General features: G+C 37.2%; 20 protein-coding genes. 1 reads left to right on the top strand and 19 read right to left on the bottom strand.

What is annotated here, in order from left to right:
* Window positions 1–210: 210 nt before the first annotated feature.
* From KRODI_RS11970 to KRODI_RS11935, 8 genes are all read right to left on the bottom strand, one after another.
* On the bottom strand, window positions 211–2811 hold the full coding sequence (locus tag KRODI_RS11970) for a DUF6923 family protein (protein WP_013751869.1): 2601 nt from the start codon (window positions 2809–2811) through the stop codon (window positions 211–213).
* A 129-nt stretch (window positions 2812–2940) separates the two neighbouring features.
* Entirely contained in the window at window positions 2941–3660 is a 720-nt protein-coding gene (locus tag KRODI_RS11965; protein WP_041295911.1) for a LytR/AlgR family response regulator transcription factor, read from the bottom strand.
* Window positions 3661–3698: 38 nt separating this feature from the next.
* The gene (locus KRODI_RS11960) at window positions 3699–4016 is read right to left on the bottom strand and encodes an Hpt domain-containing protein (protein WP_013751867.1); all 318 of its coding nucleotides are present in this window, start codon (window positions 4014–4016) and stop codon (window positions 3699–3701) included.
* A gap of 1 nt (window position 4017) precedes the next feature.
* On the bottom strand, window positions 4018–5058 hold the full coding sequence (locus KRODI_RS11955; protein WP_013751866.1) for a sensor histidine kinase: 1041 nt from the start codon (window positions 5056–5058) through the stop codon (window positions 4018–4020).
* Entirely contained in the window at window positions 5059–6189 is a 1131-nt protein-coding gene (locus KRODI_RS11950) for an FIST signal transduction protein (protein WP_013751865.1), read from the bottom strand.
* Window positions 6190–6193: 4 nt separating this feature from the next.
* A complete protein-coding gene (locus tag KRODI_RS11945) occupies window positions 6194–8170 on the bottom strand; it encodes a PAS domain-containing sensor histidine kinase (protein ID WP_041295695.1) in 1977 nt (658 codons plus the stop codon).
* Complete coding sequence (locus tag KRODI_RS11940) at window positions 8163–8705, bottom strand: heme NO-binding domain-containing protein (RefSeq protein ID WP_013751863.1); 543 nt, start codon at window positions 8703–8705, stop codon at window positions 8163–8165. The genes KRODI_RS11945 and KRODI_RS11940 overlap by 8 nt, the downstream gene beginning before the upstream one ends.
* Window positions 8705–9121, bottom strand: a complete 417-nt coding sequence (locus KRODI_RS11935; protein WP_013751862.1) for a response regulator — start codon at window positions 9119–9121, stop codon at window positions 8705–8707. Before KRODI_RS11935 ends, KRODI_RS11940 begins: the two co-directional genes overlap by 1 nt.
* Before the next feature lie 245 nt (window positions 9122–9366).
* On the opposite strand from KRODI_RS11935, the gene hemN reads away from it, so the two are divergent.
* Window positions 9367–10728: an oxygen-independent coproporphyrinogen III oxidase gene (gene hemN / locus KRODI_RS11930; protein WP_013751861.1), complete on the top strand. Its 1362-nt coding sequence runs from the start codon at window positions 9367–9369 to the stop codon at window positions 10726–10728.
* Between the two features lie 221 nt (window positions 10729–10949).
* Here the strand turns inward: hemN and KRODI_RS15670 are convergent, their stop codons facing one another.
* From KRODI_RS15670 to KRODI_RS11885, 11 genes are all read right to left on the bottom strand, one after another.
* A complete protein-coding gene (locus KRODI_RS15670) occupies window positions 10950–11096 on the bottom strand; it encodes a hypothetical protein (protein ID WP_013751859.1) in 147 nt (48 codons plus the stop codon).
* 22 nt (window positions 11097–11118) lie between these two features.
* Window positions 11119–11826 (bottom strand): sulfite exporter TauE/SafE family protein, encoded by a 708-nt coding sequence (locus KRODI_RS11925; protein WP_013751858.1) that lies wholly within the window; start codon window positions 11824–11826, stop codon window positions 11119–11121.
* On the bottom strand, window positions 11826–12272 hold the full coding sequence (locus tag KRODI_RS11920) for a FixH family protein (RefSeq protein WP_013751857.1): 447 nt from the start codon (window positions 12270–12272) through the stop codon (window positions 11826–11828). Before KRODI_RS11920 ends, KRODI_RS11925 begins: the two co-directional genes overlap by 1 nt.
* Complete coding sequence (locus tag KRODI_RS15765) at window positions 12269–12403, bottom strand: hypothetical protein (RefSeq protein ID WP_013751856.1); 135 nt, start codon at window positions 12401–12403, stop codon at window positions 12269–12271. The genes KRODI_RS11920 and KRODI_RS15765 overlap by 4 nt, the downstream gene beginning before the upstream one ends.
* A gap of 34 nt (window positions 12404–12437) precedes the next feature.
* Entirely contained in the window at window positions 12438–13859 is a 1422-nt protein-coding gene (gene ccoG / locus KRODI_RS11915) for a cytochrome c oxidase accessory protein CcoG (protein WP_013751855.1), read from the bottom strand.
* Window positions 13860–13865: 6 nt separating this feature from the next.
* Complete coding sequence (locus tag KRODI_RS11910; protein ID WP_013751854.1) at window positions 13866–14162, bottom strand: hypothetical protein; 297 nt, start codon at window positions 14160–14162, stop codon at window positions 13866–13868.
* An 11-nt stretch (window positions 14163–14173) separates the two neighbouring features.
* Complete coding sequence (locus KRODI_RS11905) at window positions 14174–15118, bottom strand: cbb3-type cytochrome c oxidase N-terminal domain-containing protein (protein ID WP_013751853.1); 945 nt, start codon at window positions 15116–15118, stop codon at window positions 14174–14176.
* Window positions 15115–15312 carry a CcoQ/FixQ family Cbb3-type cytochrome c oxidase assembly chaperone gene (locus tag KRODI_RS11900; protein WP_013751852.1) on the bottom strand — a complete coding sequence of 66 codons (198 nt, stop codon included), beginning with the start codon at window positions 15310–15312 and terminating at the stop codon, window positions 15115–15117. The genes KRODI_RS11905 and KRODI_RS11900 overlap by 4 nt, the downstream gene beginning before the upstream one ends.
* A gap of 4 nt (window positions 15313–15316) precedes the next feature.
* Window positions 15317–17521 (bottom strand): cytochrome-c oxidase, cbb3-type subunit I, encoded by a 2205-nt coding sequence (ccoN, locus tag KRODI_RS11895; protein WP_013751851.1) that lies wholly within the window; start codon window positions 17519–17521, stop codon window positions 15317–15319.
* A gap of 11 nt (window positions 17522–17532) precedes the next feature.
* On the bottom strand, window positions 17533–17739 hold the full coding sequence (gene ccoS / locus KRODI_RS11890) for a cbb3-type cytochrome oxidase assembly protein CcoS (RefSeq protein ID WP_013751850.1): 207 nt from the start codon (window positions 17737–17739) through the stop codon (window positions 17533–17535).
* A gap of 177 nt (window positions 17740–17916) precedes the next feature.
* Window positions 17917–18306 carry a hypothetical protein gene (locus tag KRODI_RS11885; protein ID WP_013751849.1) on the bottom strand — a complete coding sequence of 130 codons (390 nt, stop codon included), beginning with the start codon at window positions 18304–18306 and terminating at the stop codon, window positions 17917–17919.

Below are 18306 nucleotides of genomic sequence, written 5' to 3'. Positions count from 1 at the left end.
ACTTCTCTGAAGGTAATAGCTTATTTGAGAGCTTAGTTATTACTGCGATGAAATTGTTTTATTTCTCATACTTGAGGTATGCTTTCGCGAAAGCGAACTAAGCAATGTAGTATTATCGCTCATAAGTACATTTTACCCCACCCCACAAAAAAAAGCCACCACCGTCCCCGGTGATGGCTAAACATCAATCAAATCAAATCAAAAAACTACTTATCTTTTTATGACAAACTTGCCACTGTGTTGCTGTGAGGCACTATCTATTATTTTATAAGTGTAGATACCTGTTTGTAAATTTGGAGCGTTATAGGCTGCTGTTAGGCCTCCGTTATTTGTTGTTATATCTTGTACATCTACTATGCGTCCTAGCATATCTACTACTGTGATTTGTACTGTTGCACTTGATTGTGGTAAGCGTATTGTGGTCTGCGATATAAATGGATTAGGGTAATTTATTAATGCATCTGCTACCACTATATTTTCTTCGGTTGAGAGTACTTCTGAGTTTGCAAATTGTATATCATTAACATCCATTTCCTTTGTAACCATCGTTCCATCTTGAGAGACCATGGTAAATACTACCGTTACTAGATCATTAAGCAACAACGGTGTTCCCGACGGACTTGTAAAGTTCTCAAATGAGATATCAAAATCTTGATAGTTGTCTGTAAGTACTATTGTTGCTTTATACTGATCTTCCCAGATTTCTATACTTTCCTTTACAAAAGTGATTTCTAAGTTTCCTGTTCCCTTTGCTGTCATTTGTAATGCATTAAACATGCTTACATCTACTGCTTGAAAACGTGCTGTAAGTGCTCTATATGACGCAACATAACTGTTTGTAGTTGCAGTGAGTGACAGGTTGCGTTCTATAGCATAGGTGTCATCCCCGTATATTTCTTCATTTTCTGAAATCTCATAGGATACTACTTCTGTCCCTTCTTGAGATGCATCTACTCCCCATGGCCCGTCAGATAAGAATAAATCATCTGGAGTATTAATCCCGTCGCCTATTCTAAAGCCTATGTCAAATAAGTATCCAGTATCTATGGTTACTTGTGTGATGTAATTTTCGCCAAGTGAGATGCTAGATGTCGTCGTTACAATCTCGCTTGTTTCTGTTGCTCTTATTCCTGCGTCAAAAGTTACACTTTCGGTTGCGTTTGTATTGATGATTTCTAGTTGTAAAGCTCCGTTGTTATAGTTTCCTTTTTTTACAAATACGGTAGGTGGTGTCGAGGTATTATATGAAGTTACTGCCTTCTGTACTTCTAGAAGATTCAAAACTTGTTGTCCTAGTTTGTGTAAATCATCTATCGAGTTTGCCCATATTTGGAAGTTGTAAAATGTTACATCATCTTCATAGCTATCAAGATTCCAGTGGCTTTCTACAGCAAACTCAGTCTCGTTGTTTACCATTTTCGCCGAAAGGCTTAAAACAAATTCTACACTCCCATCTATATTTTTAATGAGGGACTTAATAAATTGTTGATCATTAATTGCTATGGTAGAGACAGAGATAAGCTCTGCTCCTAATAAACGATCACAGATATACTTAGTGTGCTCATACACGCCATTTTCTGTCTTAAGTGCAAGTATAGATGCGGTTGAGAGCTCTCCTTTTATATAATCTACAGCATATACATCTGTTGCATTTGTGATAGCTACAAGATCTGTAGGTGTAGACTCTACTACATAATCTTCATCAATCTCCTCTAGTGGGATAAGATCTGCTAGCGTAAAGGCCTGTGCAGTTCTTACGGCATAGGTTTCTTTCTTATCTACTAGTGGTGCAAGGTCTTTGTTAAACTCATAACTCTCCTTTGCACGATTAAAATTACGTTTTGCAATGGCGTTAGACAGTCTATTGTTACTTTCTAGTCCTCCTTTATTTCCTGTAGATGCTTCTGGGTCAATAGTCGCACACATCCCGTATCCTGAACATGATGGATCTTCACAATCAATAAGTCCGTCACCGTCATCATCAATTCCGTTATCACAAATTTCTTGTAACACTGGTGCTGTAGGGCAACGTGCGCCATCATTACTTGCACTAGATGGCCCAAAGGCAAAAAGATTTGAATCTATTACTCCTATCCCATCAAGGTCTTGAACACTCTGTATCACGTAGATAGTCCCTGTTTGATTTGCAGATACGTAGAAACGTCCTGATGCATCAAAATAAACGGCTCCATAAGTGTAATTAAGCCCTGATAAGATAGGCACAATACCTAAAGGTTGCACCTGTCCATTTTCTGGGTTAATTCTATATAATATGTTTGTTACTTTCTCTACTGCATATAATTGGTTATCTACAGCATTAAAAGCCCAGTCGTGTATATTTAAACTTTGTGTTAATGATGCAGTTGCAGTAAGCTCTGTGTATGTTTCTGAATTTGGGTCGAGGTCTACAGTGTAGTATGTGCTCCCACCAGCTTTAAAATAATATTGTCCTGTAGCGCTTATGTCACCTACATACTTGTTACCAGAAGGTAATGCATCTATAGTGATAGTAGTAGTCTCAAAGTTCTTACCTATTTTGACAATAGATTTTGCAGGGCTTGATAAGTATCCCCAGATGTACCCATCTGCTGGATTATATGCTGCTGCATTAATGTTTCCTGCTGTGATATCCTTTGCTGCTAGAAAAGAGTTTCCAGAAGCAAGGTCAATAGCGTACACGTCATTGTATTGAAATAAATATGCACTATAATCACAATTAAAAGGTACATCTTGTGCGCTGGCTGTAAATAAATACAACAAGCAGCTTAGTGCGATTAATTGTCTTGTAAGAGAGTAGAAATTTGCAATCATAATGCTTCTATTGATGTGATTATAGAAACAAAATTAGGCAGTTTATACCCTGATTTTCAATTTATTCGACCGCACTGATACTTGTATCGTTGAGTGGTAATTTACTGTAGACGAATGGAATTTGTCGTTTTATAGCAAGTTAAGACGCTTCATAAGTTCAGGTCTGTTAGATCGACTTATTGGGATTACATCTCTAGCTATCAGGACACTATTGTCCTCAATATCAACTATTTTCTTAATATTAATAATGTAAGAGCGATGTATTTTTAAGAAAAGACTATCTGGTAGTTTTTCTCCTATTTTTTTAAGTGTAGAATGTACGGTATAATTTTTTCCTTCGGTTTTTATAAGTACGTAGTCACCTTTTGCTTCTACTAGAAAGACTTTATCAAACTCAATTTTTATGAGACGCCTATCTATGTTTACATACATCTCCTTTTCTGAAGCCTCTTCTTGTTTTGCTTCTTGAGGCAACGCAGTTTTTTGTGCAACCGGAGATTTAAAGTTCTCTACTTTTTGCATGGCTTTGAGAAATCTAGGCAGCGTTATAGGCTTTACTAGATAATCTACAATACAATCATACTCAAAAGCTTCTATCGCAAAGTCGCGATCTGATGTTGTAAGTACAATTTTAGGCGGGTTTTTGAGCGAATCTATAAAGTCAAAACCAGTAAAATCTGGCATGTGTATGTCTAAGAATATGAGGTCAATCTCGTTCTTATTTAAAAACTTGATTGCCTGCATTGCATTAGGAAACTCATCAATTACATTGAGTTCATCTACCTGGCTACATAAATGCGATACGATAGTACGTGCCGCAGTTTCATCATCTACAATTATACAGTTCAACATTTAGATATTTTGTGATTTATTATGCAATTTACAGATTATAAATCTTTTATGAAATGGATTACAGCGGTTAGAATGCTATCAAATTCTTCTTTCAAGGTAGACTTTCCTTCCTTAAGTTCATCTTCATAGGCAATGGCCAGTTCGTACCCTTTTTCTAATCCTACGATTCCTAATTTGTGCTTTATCTTATGTACGTTTTCGGCCGCTTTCGCGAAAGCGGAATCATTCATATTACCTTCATACTCGGCGATTTCTTGAGGTAATTCTGTTTGTACAACGCCTATAAGTTTTTTTTCAAAACCTGCGTCTCCACCTGAAAGTTCCTTTATATAATTAAGATTAGGCTGTTCCATATTATGTAGTTTGAGGTAGTGTAAAATAAAATGTGGTCCCTACACCTTCGGTGCTATCTAACCAAATCTTACCATCATAAAAATGGACAATTTTCTTAACGATAGATAAGCCTATTCCCGTGCTTTCAGAATCATTTTCTAGCTTTTGAAAGACTTGAAAAATCTTATGGAAGTATGCCTGATTAATTCCTTTTCCATTATCCTTTATTTCAAACTGGAAAACGTCATCAAGATTTCGTGCAATTACTTCTACAACTCCCTTAGGCTTATCAATACTACTCACAGCATTACCTATCAAGTTTTGAAACAACTGCTGAATTTTAAAACGATCTGCTAGAATAGTGGGCAGCTTATGTACATTAATAGTAATATGTTCTGGTAGATGCATGAGATCTACAGTCTCTTTTACAAGAATATTTAAATCTATTTTTCGCTCTGTACGAACTTCCTTATCAATAGAAGAGTAATTTAAGATTCCTGTAATAAGGGCATCCATTTTTTCTAAATGGGTTACTATAAGCCCTATTTGTGTTTTTCCCTCCTCGCCTATAGCATCTCCATAATCTTCTTTAAGCCAGCTTACTAATGCCTCAATACTGCGCAGTGGTGACTTGAGGTCATGAGATACAATGTGTGCATAATCATTGAGCTCTTGGTTTTGTAATGCAAGCTCTTTTACAAGTAATTCTTGATCCCTATTTACTAGGATAAGTTGCTCTGCCTGCTGGCTTATATATTCGGCTAGATTTGTTTCTCCAATATCTATGTCTCCATCTTCTTCACCAAAAGGTTGTACAGCATTTATTACAGACTGTAAACGTATTAATAAACCTTGCTGGCGTTCTGATTCTTCTCTAAGCTGCTTATTTGCCTCATATAACTCATCTGAGCTTATTTGCATAGCTCGCTGGTTCATCTTGAATTGATCGTCAAGATTATCATACGATGCTGCCACCGCATTAAAAAAGACCTGCATATCCTCACGCTCTTTAAGATCGTCAGGAAGATATTTACGTATTTGTCTTTTTAACAGTGGATTCATTTACTCGCTTATTAAGGTAATTGTCATGGTCTGGTTGTGCAATTTACAACTACGTTCTCCGTAAAAAGGGGCAATCTCTCCGTAAGAGTACATCCCACTTATCACTACATCATCACCTATCACACTCATTACCTCCTCAACTTCTTCTTCTATACGTTGATCTAATACTAATTTACGTCCTATACAACTTATAAGCAATGCTAATTGTGGCGGATTATTCCTTCCCTCCATAGCCCTCAATGCTGCGGTTTCTGATGCCGAAGCGATGCTATCCATATTTGTCATCATAAGTTGTACCTTAGATTGCTCTGGCACATCTCCTGCTAGAATCATCGCGTTTTTCTCTTCATCTATATTTAAAATAGTACGCACAAATGACTGGTCATTTTCTGCACTTTTTACATTGAGCGGATAAATAAGCGCAGAGCCTGGTAAATCTTTTGCTTTATCGCCTAGGTAGGTTTTGTATAAATCTAATGCTGGTTTACCATCTATCTCGTATAAGATATTACCATCAGATTTTGTAATTAGCCTTTCTGGTCCAAAGGGTGTCCACCCACCATAAATAGAAAATGACGCTTCAAAAGTTTCTCCATAAAAACCTATGACTACAATCTCGCCTTCCTTTGGCGCCTCATTATAAGAAGCAAGTGTTTTTTCAAAACGTGCATCATCTCCACACAGTCCGCCAGTAATTAAAACATTAGGCAATGCTCCTTGCATTCCCTTGGTGAGCGCAGATCCATTTACAAAACTTCCTTCAGATAACACAAATACATGCTTAAGGCCTTCTGCAGTTAACTTCTTAATTATCGTAGATCCCGCCTTCTCACTATCATCTCCTACTTCATGTATATTAAATGTTTGAATCTCAAAGGAAGACTTTTCAAATTCTATGGCAGTTATGGTGATATGTTCATCATTTACTGCTCCAGCTACAATCTCACCACTAGAAGATCCAAAAACAAGATGCCCTGAAGGAAATAAGTCTCTTACTTCCTCAAAAACGCTTTCTTTTTCTAGAAGAAAACGATTTCCTAGAATAAGCACCAGCGGATTATTAAGTGTTATTGATTCACTTAAATAGTGCCATGAACCAGACGAGTCGCGTTGTAGTTGTACTGTTCTCATTATATTATTTTTGTAATGTAAAAAAGAAAGTAGTCCCCTCTCCTACGTTGCTCTCTAACCAGATACTTCCTTTATAAAGGTCTACTATTTTCTTAACAATAGAAAGTCCTATACCCGTCGAGTCTTTATGGTTATTAAGTGACTGAAAAATTTTAAATATTTTATCATGGTATTCCTTAGGAATCCCGATTCCATTATCCTTAACCGTAAAGGTATAATGTGTTTTGTTTTCTGTGTATCCTACTTCTATGAGACCTTCTTCTTTATCACAATAACGTATAGCATTACTCATCAAATTCTGAAATAACTGTTGTAACTTGACTTTATCACCATTTACCGTAGGTAAATCTGGATGAATATTTAATGTTATATGTTCTGGACAGTGAAGTAAAGTTTCTATATCTGCTAGTACTTCTTGTAAATTTACTTTTTCTCGAGGTGCATTTTCAGATCCTACACTGGAGTATTCAAGAACATCAGATATAAGCTGCTCCATCTTTTCTAAAGTAGTATCTATCATCTCAAGATGACTCTTTGTTTCTTTAGTGAAGACATCTTCATTATCATCCTTAATCCAATTTACAAGTGCATTTATACTCCTAAGCGGACTTTTAAGATCATGAGAAACTACATGTGCATACTCCTGCAGCTCATCATTACTTTTTTCAAGCTTCTTTAAAAGATTTTCCTTTTGTATCTCTAAACTTTTGAGCTCTGTTATATCGAGGTGTATTCCTATAGAGCCTATGACTTTACCATTAAGATTATAGTTTGGAGCACCACTTATTAGCCAGTGTTTCAATTCACCACTCTTAGTTATAGCCTGCACTTCGTATGAATTTGACGCTCCGCTCAACCTATCATTATTCTCTTGAGTGAGTTGTTTTTGAGACGCTGGAGTAAGTAATATCTCCTTCGCTTTTTTACCTAGGAGTTCCTCTTCGGTATAACCAGATAACAATTCAAAACTGTTATTGATCATCAAGACTTCATCATCAAGATTGACCTCAATAAGTCCCAAGTTCATGTTTGCAATAATGTCACTATATTTTTGACGTTCTGCTTCTATGCTTTCGCGAAACTTTCTTCTCAAGGTAACATCTCTATACGTCCAAAGGTGACCTTTATAAATACCTTCTTCATAAATAGGAATAAAATCTCTCTCCAAGATACGACCATCAACTAATTTAAGCTCATCAGATAGCGCTTGTTCTTTTTTTCGCGTAAGCGTATTTATTCTTGATACAAATTCTTCTGGATCTTTAAAAAGATGTTTGCTATCTTCAGCTGCATGCTCGCAGTTTACACCTATAAGTTGCTCTGGACTTGATGGAATATTAAAAAAATCGCAGAAGCGATTATTTGTGATTACAATATTGCGATGCTCATCTTCAAGTAGAATACCACTTTCTAGGTTTAAAATAAGTGCAGATAATCGATTTTCTGAATCTATAAGGCGCTGCTCGGCTGCCTTGTCTTGCGTAATATCCCTTACAATACCTTGAGCAGCGATAGGTTTTCCTTCATCATTAAAAACAATACTTGCATTAATGTGAACCAATTTAATGGATCCTGAAGACATTATTATTTTTATTTGAAAATCTGTTATTGCTCCTTTTGTGGTGAGAACCTCAAAACCTTCAACAACTTTATCATTTTCATCTGGGTGAACAATGTCCCAAAGGTTGAAGTTATCTTCTAGCGTGTACCCAAGAAGTGTAATGGCTGCGTCATTCATTTTGATAACATTGCCAGATAACTCCATAACTACATAGGCATCTACTATGTTTTCAAATACTCCCTCAAGTTCAGAAGTGCGTTCTTTTACAACATCTTCAAGTTTTGAATTTGAAACTCTTAACTCCTCAGATTTGTGATATAATTCTAATGACTTTTCCTCAAGAATACGCTCGGCTTCTTTTCTAGCGGCCTTTTCACGCGCTAGCGCTCTTTCGTACATCTTAATTTTGGAGTCACTCATATGTTGCTATGCTGAATTTTACTTCGGTTCCGTTTTCTTTTAATTTTTCAACTAAGATAGTAGCTTTTGTATTAAAAAACTCAAAAGTCTTATTCATTAATCCGCGACCGAAGGCATGCATGGCTCTACTTGACTTATAGATCATTACGAGACTTTCTGGAGTCTTCTCTTCTATGGTAAAAGTAGGCAACTCTGCATCTGGATAAATCTTTCTAACTTCCACATGTATGTGGTTTTCTATAGATGAAAGCATCTCTATTGGATCCGTATATTGCTTTAAAAAAGAAGGATAACTTTTCTCTACCACTGAGAAAAAGTGCTCTCCATATACCAGTAATAAATCATCAATTACAAGTCCCGTTTCCTTACTTAAATTAGTAAGTAAGCTCACCATTTCTGTAAAGCTATACGTTCCTACTGCTGTATAAACACCATTAGAAGGTAATTCAGATTCATTAAGAATGGTGTCAACCATTTCTAAACCAAATTTTGTTTCAACAAGATCTAAAAACTCTGTAAATACAATTCCTTTCATTATGCTTTGATTAATTCATTCATACTCCAGTACTCTAACGCCGATTTTATTTTCTCAACGTAGTGATCGTACTTCAAAGGTTTGATAATATAACCTGCTACTCCCGTGTCATAACAAGCTAGTATATCCTTGCGGTTACTTGAGGTTGTGAGCATGACTGTTGGTAAAAATCGTAAAATTTCGTCTTTTTTCAAAATCTTCAAGAACTCTATTCCGTTGATTTTTGGCATATTAAGATCGAGAAACAGCACGTCTGGTAAGACCGAGTGGTCTTTAAGTATTTCAAGTGCTTCCTCACCATTTTTTGCCTCTATGAGCTCATGGTTCATTTCTAGCTTTGCTATAGCTCGCTTGAGTTTCATTACCTCAATGGCATCGTCCTCAACGAGCAGTATTCTTAATTTTCTTGTCCCCAAAGTATTGATCTTTATATTTCCAAAGTTGGTCAATTAAAGTCAATATTCTTCAATAATTAAGTCTAACGAGTCCTTTACTATAGACGGATGACGTTTAAGTGTCGACGAGTGGTAAATTACATGTATAATTTATCATTTTTTAAATGAACTACTATTACCGTCCATAAATAGTATTTTCTCAAAAGCTGATATTCATCATATTCTCTGTTTTTGTCATATAGTAATTTTGAAAAAACTCAAAATCAATGTGTACCCTTATATCAAAGTACAATGTGGCAGGACCACGATATACAAGTTATCCTACTGTGCCTTATTGGGATCAAGATAACTTTTCACTCACCCAGTGGAAGAATACTTTACAAGAAAGCTTTCGCGAAAGCAATACTTCACAAGGAATAAGTCTCTATATACATTTACCTTATTGTGAGAGTATGTGTACTTTTTGTGGATGTAACAAGCGTATTACAAAGAATCATGATGTTGAGATTCCTTATATACAATCTGTACTTAAGGAACTTGCGATGTACGTAACTTTACTAGGAGACAAGCCGGTGATTAAACAACTACACTTAGGTGGAGGAACTCCTACATTTTTCTCACCAGCACATCTAGAACGTCTTATGGACGGGATTTTTGCACTTACAAAAAAGGTTAGCACTTTTGAACTCAGCTTTGAAGGACATCCTAATAATACCACAAAAGAACACCTTGAAGCTCTGTACAATAAAGGATTTACTAGAGTTTGTTATGGAGTTCAAGATTACAATACAACGGTACAGAGAGCAATAAATCGTGTGCAACCTTATGTACACGTGCAAAGCGCTACAGAAAACGCCCGTACAACAGGTTATGAATCTGTAGGGCATGATATCATATATGGACTACCTTTCCAGACGCAAGATGATGTTATAAATACCATTAATAAAACCATCTCTCTTGAGCCAGACCGTATCGCTTTTTATAGCTACGCTCACGTGCCATGGATAAAAGGAAACGGACAGCGAGGATTTAAGGATGGAGATTTACCTAGCGCAGACCAAAAGAGAATGCAATATGAAATAGGTAAAACAATGCTTATAAAAGCAGGGTATGTCGAGATAGGTATGGATCACTTTGCGCTTAAAACAGATGCTTTATTTGGAGCCCAGCAAGCGGGAACTATACATCGTAATTTTATGGGATATAACGCTAGCAAAACACAGGTTATGATAGGCTTAGGAGTATCTGCCATAAGTGATAGCTGGTATAGTTTTGCTCAGAATGTAAAAAATATAGAAGAGTATCAACAACTTATAGAAGATGGGATTCTACCTATTTTTAGAGGTCATATCCTTACTAAAGAAGATCTTATCATCAGACAACATATTCTTAATTTGATGTGTTCTTTTGAGACTTCCTGGGACGATAATCAAGGGAATTTTGCAGAGCTTCCAGATGTGCTTATAAAATTAAAGGAACTTGAAAACGATGGGCTTCTAGAAATACATGCAAGAAAATTAATTGTTACAGAAAAGGGACGTCCTTTTGTAAGAAATATATGCCTTCCGTTTGACATGAGATTACAGCGCAATAAACCAGAGACTCAGCTATTTTCTATGACTGTTTAAAAGTCACCTCAACATATACTAAAAAAGGGAAGCATTACTGCTTCCCTTTTTTTATGCTCTTGAAGATTATAAGACCTCATCAAGTTCACGATTATCTTTGCGAACTAATACGATCTTTCTTGTAAGTTAAAAGCCATTGTAATGATATAAATAGGTCGAGACCTTTAAAAACTAAGCAGTTTAATAAAGTACTTGTATATTCTCTTACTATTTGTAATCCTCTACTTTTCATCAGTATCAGATTTTTTTGAGTCTCCCTTTATCATGTTTAGTACGATAAGTACAAGAGTGATACAAACTAAGGCAAATACTCCTATGAGTAATGCTCCCATTCCCCAGTCTACGAGAAGTATTAAAAAATGTTCCATAATTATAAATGTTTGGTTGTTATTAATGACAAGAATGTTGTGCAGCCACTTTTTCTACACTTACCATCTTTGATGGTGATACGTATGGTATACCAAGACCAAGGCCGCGTACTATAAATAAGACTCCTACGATTACCACAAAAACAGGAATCATTTTAACGATGCGCTGCTTTGCTTTTCCTTTTAAAAAATTACCTAAATAAATAGCAGTGGTCATAAGTGGTATGGTACCTAGTCCAAAAACTGCCATATACAATCCTCCTTCCCAAGCACCACCAGAAGCAAGTGCGCCAAAAATCGCCATATATACAAGTCCGCACGGTAATAAGCCGTTGAGATATCCTATAGTAAAAAACGTACCTGGATCTTTTTTCTTAAGAGCGGTTCCCATGGAGCTCTTTACTTTACCAACTGCCTTATATAATGGTCGTGAGAAGTTGTATTTATTGAAAATTTTAGTGGGTATGAGAATAACTACAATCATAAGTACACCTATGATTATAGATAGTTGCTGCTGGATGCCAAAGAAATTAAAACTTTTACCCACAATCCCAAATACTAAGCCCAAAACACTATAAGTAAGTATACGCCCCGCGTGATAACTCATTAATTGGAAAGCTCTTTTTACAGGACTTTTACGATCTACGGGCAACATAAATGCAATGGGACCACACATTCCCACACAGTGGAAACTGCCCAAAAGACCAAATATGAGTGCAGACCACAGCATTAGTAAACGATTGACTTTTTATACATGTATTCCTCTTCCCCGTCTGTCCACTCTATGATAATGTTCCATCGACCGTCTATCAGCTGATTGTCAGGTATGAGCAAATTAGATCCTGAAATAGCCAAAGGCACTTCAAAATCAAGTTGCTGATTAGACGGTCTGTATAGAAACACTGTTCCTTTATTTGTACTTTCTGAAATAGACGATGGGAAGGTGAGTAACCATCCTTCTGGCGTGCGTTTTCCGCTAATCTCTCCTACGAGATTGCGCGCATTAGTCTCTGCATCTATTTCGGTTTGATATGCCATTTCTTTAGCATAATACTCTTCTGTCACAAGATCATGGCTATAATTATCGTCTGTACTCATGGTGATTACCATGTACAGGATAAAGCCCATAAAACAAGCCATCGCCACTACAATTCCCTTTCCCCAGTTCCATTTCATAACTCTTGTGTTTTAGTGATTTCTTGATTTTTCTTCAGCGCTTCCATCATTAACTTTGCGCTGCATGCTTCGTTAGTTCCTGGCTGTCCTTTTTTACAACCATCACAACATTTTTTATGCTCTGTACTCATCGTTTATTTGTTTTGCTTTCGCGAAAGCGTACTCTTACTTATAACTTCTAGGGCCTAAAAATGCCGTTGTTGTCGTCTCAATCAATTGGTCGCCGCTGTACACTTCTATTTCCAAACGTTCTTTATCGCTTTTAATACCGCTGGCATTGATTTCAATAAATAGTGTTCCCTCTGCTAGTCCCTGTGCATCTACACTGAAACTATTACCCGAAACTACTTCTATCGTTCCTTTGTGAGAGCGTAGTTCAAAATGCACATCTTCTATCTCCTCTACTGTTTTATTAACCAGCTTAAAGGTGTAGACATTACTAATCATGTTATTGTCTTTATGCTCATAAAGTTGGCCTGGTAATCTGAGAATGCGAGCTTCTACATCATTACGTAAAAACAACATCCCTATGAGTACCGCAGTAAGTATACCTAGTACAGCAACATACCCCTTAAGACGAGGTGTGAATTTAAATGGCGCTTTCTTTTCAATATTATCTTCACTAGCATAGCGTATAAGACCTTTAGGGAGATCTACTGCTTCCATCATATGATCACAAGCATCTATACAAGCGGTACAGTTTACACATTCTAACTGTGTACCGTTACGTATGTCTATCCCTGTAGGGCATACATGCACACATGCGAAGCAATCTATACAGTCTCCTTTTCCAGTAGATGGTCTGTCTTCATTTTTCTTAAACTTAGCTCTTCCTTCTTCCTTCTCTCCACGTTTATGATCATAAGCAACGATAATAGATTTGTTATCTAGCAACACTCCTTGCAACCTTCCGTAAGGGCAGGCTATGATGCACACCTGCTCTCTAAACCATACAAATATGAAATAGAAAACTCCAGTAAAAATAAGTAGTGATACAAGTGTGCTTGTGTGCTTCTCAGGTCCATCTGTGATGTACCTAATAAGCTGATCGCTCCCTATTAGATACGCAAGAAATACATTTGCAATAATAAATGAGATGATAAAAAAGATGATCCACTTTAAAACTCTCTTTTTAATTTTCTCCTTGTTCCAAGGCATTTTCTTAAGACGTATCTGCTTACCTCGATCGCCATCTATCCAATACTCAATACGACGGAAAACCATTTCCATAAAAATAGTTTGCGGGCAAATCCAGCCACAAAATATTCTACCGAATGCTACCGTAAATAGGATTACAAATACCACCCCAATGATCATCATGATCACAAAGAGATGAAAATCTTGAGGCCAGAATGGATACCCAAAAATATTGAACCTACGCTCCAGCACATTAAACATGAACAGCTGATTCCCTCCTACTTTTATAAACGGTGAGCTAAGTAAGATAGCAAGCAATACATAGCTTACGTACTTGCGGTACTCGTACCATTTCCCACTTGGCTTCTTAGGAAATACCCATGCGCGTTTCCCCTCTTTATCAAGGGTTCCCATAGTATCTCTAAAGTTATCTTTTCCTTGCTCTGCCATTATATATTACTTAGATAAGATTAACAGAAAAATACAGTCTGTATCACCTATGACCTCATGCTCTACCTCTAATGGTATTTCAAAAGTCTCATAGGTGTCTATAGATTTTGAGAAGGTCGCTGTTCTAAAAGTGACCGTTCCCTGTATGATCAAGATTTGCGCTTTGCTAGGTGCTGTATGTTTTTCTAACACCACATCCTTTTTAAGTCCTATTGCTATAATTTTAGTCGTATCATTTTCGTAATAAGGCTTCATTATCGGAGCAGTACTTGAACTTAATACAATCGCTATATCTTGAATCATCCGTTTAATATTTAGTTACTCGTTAATTGCACTACTGTGCTATCTGTAACAACATCCTTTATAGGAGCAGCAGGGGCATCTGGATTTACCCATAACTCACCTTCTGACTCCTTAGGCTCTGCTGGAGTGGTGCCTTGTAAGCTTAACACGAAGCTAGCTACTTGCGCCATCTCTGCAGCCTTAAGTTCTGATTTCCATGAGATCATACCTTTACCATCACGACCACCTTCTGAGATAGTTTTGAAGACATTTTTAATTCCTCCACCCAGAATCCAGTGCTGGTCTGTGAGGTTAGGTCCTATACCTCCGCCACCATCTGCTTTATGACAAGCAATACAGTTATTTGTAAAAATGGCTTTACCAGCATTGATATCACTCGCATCTGTGAGGAGTGTTACCGTATTTACATCGACAAGATCTTTTGCCGTTTTTTTCCATTCTTCTATTTCTGCTTTTGCTTCTGCTACAGCAACTTCATATTCTTCGGCTTGGTTGTAGTCGTCTAGTACTTCAAAACGCACTAAGTATATTACTGCAAAGACTATTGATGCGTAGAACATATACACCCACCATGGTGGCAAGTTATTATCAAGCTCTTGTATACCGTCATAGTTATGATCTAGTATAATCTCATGCTCTTGAGCTATCTCTTTACTTCCTAGAGATGCTTTATACTTCTCTTTAATCCACTTAAACTGATTTGCTTCTGCAAGTGCTTCTTGCTCATCAAACTTTGCTTGTGCTTGTGGCTTAAGCGTTTTGTAAAGAACATTGCGCAGCGCAGCCATGCTCACTTCTCCTGCTGTATAAAAAAGCATGATTACGCCAAGTATAGCCCAGACCCACGGTTGCTCTAGAAATATAGAAGTCTCCCCTGTAGTCCCTACGTAATCTATGAGGAAATATCCTAATAGTGAAAAGCCTAGTATTCTTAAAAATGATGCTGTGGTTCTCATTCTTCTATAGTATTTACGTTGAGTGTATCATCATTAAGCGGGATGTTACTTACCTCTGTGATGTGTGCTTTCTTTGCTGTAAATACCCAAAAGAATAGTGCAGCAAAAAAGATGAAAAATATGAGTAATGATACTATAGGATAGATCTCCACTCCATCTATATTTTCTAAGTTTCCTTTTATAAATTTAAACATGGTGCTAGTCGTTTAAGATGGATGTAGTACCATCTGCGTTTTTAACTTTAATATCTGTTCCTAGTCGCTGTATGTAAGCTATAAGAGCTACCACCTCACGGTTACGCATCTCCACAAAGTCTTCACCGTTTTCTTCGGCATACTTTTTATCTGCCTCATGAGTTTTTGCAAAGTCTGGATCTGAGTAGAGGTTCTTCTCTATAGCTATTCCTTGTGCGGTCATAGACTCTTGAGCATTTGCAATATCTTCTGGAGTGTATGGTACTCCTAAGGTTACCATTGCTTCCATTTTTGTCTCTGTGAGATCTTTATCTAGTTCTCTACGTAATAACCATTTATAAGATGGCATTATAGAACCAGACGAAGTACTTTGTGGATCATAGAAGTGATTTAAGTGCCAGTTATCACTGTACTTTCCTCCTACACGCATAAGATCTGGTCCAGTACGCTTACTTCCCCATAAGAATGGGTGATCATACACATACTCTCCCGCTTTTGAGTATTCTCCATAGCGCTCTACCTCACTTCTAAATGGTCGTACCATTTGAGAGTGACACCCTACACACCCTTCACGTATATAAATATCTCTACCCTGTAGCTCTAGTGGTGAATATGGTTTCACACTTGATATCACTGGGATATAATCATCAACAATAAGTGATGGTATAATTTGTACCATACCTCCAATAAGAATAGCGATAGTTGCAAAAATGGTAAGCTTTACCGGGCGTCTTTCTAACCATGTATGGTATCCTTCTTTTGAGGTACGTTTCTTTGTTACTTTAGGTAAAGGAGCAGCCTCTGCAAGTTCATCTGTAACGTTGCTACCTGCACGAGCAGTCATGATCATATTATAAACACCTATAAGGGCTCCTACAATAAACATACTACCACCTATAGCACGCATCCAGTACATAGGGATAATCTCACTTACTGTTTCTAAGAAGTTACCGTAGGTAAGCGTTCCATCTGGATTAAATTGTTTCCACATAAAGGCTTGTACAAAACCAGCAACATACATAGGTAATGCATATAGTATAATACCTAACGTTCCTATCCAGAAGTGGAAGTTGGCTAACTTAGTAGACCATAATTTTGTCTTAAATAATTTTGGAACCATCCAGTACACCATACCAAATGTGAAGAAACCATTCCAAGCAAGTGCACCTACGTGTACGTGAGCAATAATCCAATCACTAAAGTGAGCGATCGCATTTACATTTTTGAGCGAGAGCATAGGCCCTTCAAAGGTTGCCATACCATAACCAGTAATCGCAACAACCATAAATTTAAGAACAGGATCTGTGCGTACTTTATCCCACGCTCCACGTAGTGTAAGTAGTCCGTTTATCATTCCTCCCCATGATGGAGCAAGAAGCATGATGGAGAATGCAACACCAAGATTCTGTGCCCAGTCTGGCAATGCAGAATATAATAAGTGGTGAGGACCCGCCCAGATATAGATAAATATAAGTGACCAGAAGTGTACAATAGAAAGCCTATAAGAATACACAGGTCTGTTTGCTGCCTTAGGTACAAAGTAATACATCAACCCTAAGAAAGGCGTAGTTAAGAAAAATGCAACCGCATTGTGTCCATACCACCACTGTACCAGTGCATCTTGCACTCCAGCATACATAGAGTAACTCTTAAGAGCACTTACTGGAAGCTCCATACTATTTACAATATGCAGTACTGCAACGGTAACAAAGGTTGCTAAGTAAAACCATATAGCAACATACAAGTGACGCTGTCTTCTTTTAAGGATAGTACCTATCAAATTGGCTCCAAAAGCTACCCATATAAGAGCAATCGCAATATCAAATGGCCACTCCAGCTCTGCATACTCCTTTGATGTAGTAAACCCTAGCGGAAGTGTAATTGCTGCCCCTACAATGATGGCTTGCCATCCCCAGAAGTTTACATTACTAAGCCAGTCTTTCCACATACGAGCTTTAAGCAAACGCTGTGAAGAATAATATACACCTGCAAAAATAGCATTACCTACAAAGGCAAATATTACTGCATTAGTGTGTAACGGACGTAAACGCCCAAAACTCAACCACGAGATGCCGTCTGTTACATTAGGGAATAAAAACATAAAGGCTAGAAGTAGCCCTATGCTCATCCCTACGATGCCCCAGAACATTGTAGCCACTATAAATTTTCGTACGATCTTGTTATCGTAATAGAATTGTTGTACTTCCATAGTTTGATTAGTTACTCTTTTATTTGGATGGATTTTTCAATAATATCAGGCGTTGTAGGAGCACTTTTTTCTTTTACTAACTCGTCATCAAAAAGCATACGCACAGATGGCGTATAGGTGTCATCATATTGTCCCTTCTTTACAGACACAATAAATGCGACAAAAAAGACGAGAGCAACAACAACGCTGATTGCGAGAAGCATATAAATAATACTCATACCTACCTGAATTATGGTGTAAAATTAAGATTGAAGTTGTTTTTGAATTATGACAATTGTCAGTTTTAGATAAATAGTTTTGGATTTGCTTTCGCGAAAAATGCTTTCCTTAAAGCTTATCTTTTTGCACGTAAGATTATCTCTTAAAACATAGACTAGTCATAATGCTAGCGGCACTTATACTTCCACATACAAAAGCGCTACTTGCGCACTTTGTGATACTTTTTTAAGCCTGTTGAGTATAGGTCCTGCTCCATTTGTAGCACAAGGACAACTCATCATAAACTGCTGCTCAAAACGAGTAATCGCATTTACATACATGTTGAGCATAGATGCAATACTCAAGCTCACTGTACTGCACACAGAAGACCGCCCATATAAGCCGCTTTGCAAGCTGTAAATTCGCTTCTCGGTGTCTCTCACCCAACTATTAAAAACCGTTTCATCTGCGCCTTTATGTGCAGACTTATGAAAGAGACCTATAAGATCACGCTCCGTATAAGATGCTTTTTTAAAAGCTACTTGAGCCAGTTGAGGTGTACTTTGTAGATTAATAATACTGTTCAT

It is taken from the genome of Dokdonia sp. 4H-3-7-5 (assembly GCF_000212355.1).
In the GTDB taxonomy this organism is placed as follows: domain Bacteria; phylum Bacteroidota; class Bacteroidia; order Flavobacteriales; family Flavobacteriaceae; genus Dokdonia.
Note: the sequence above shows the minus strand (reverse complement) of the source record. Positions and strands in the feature narration are given on the sequence as shown.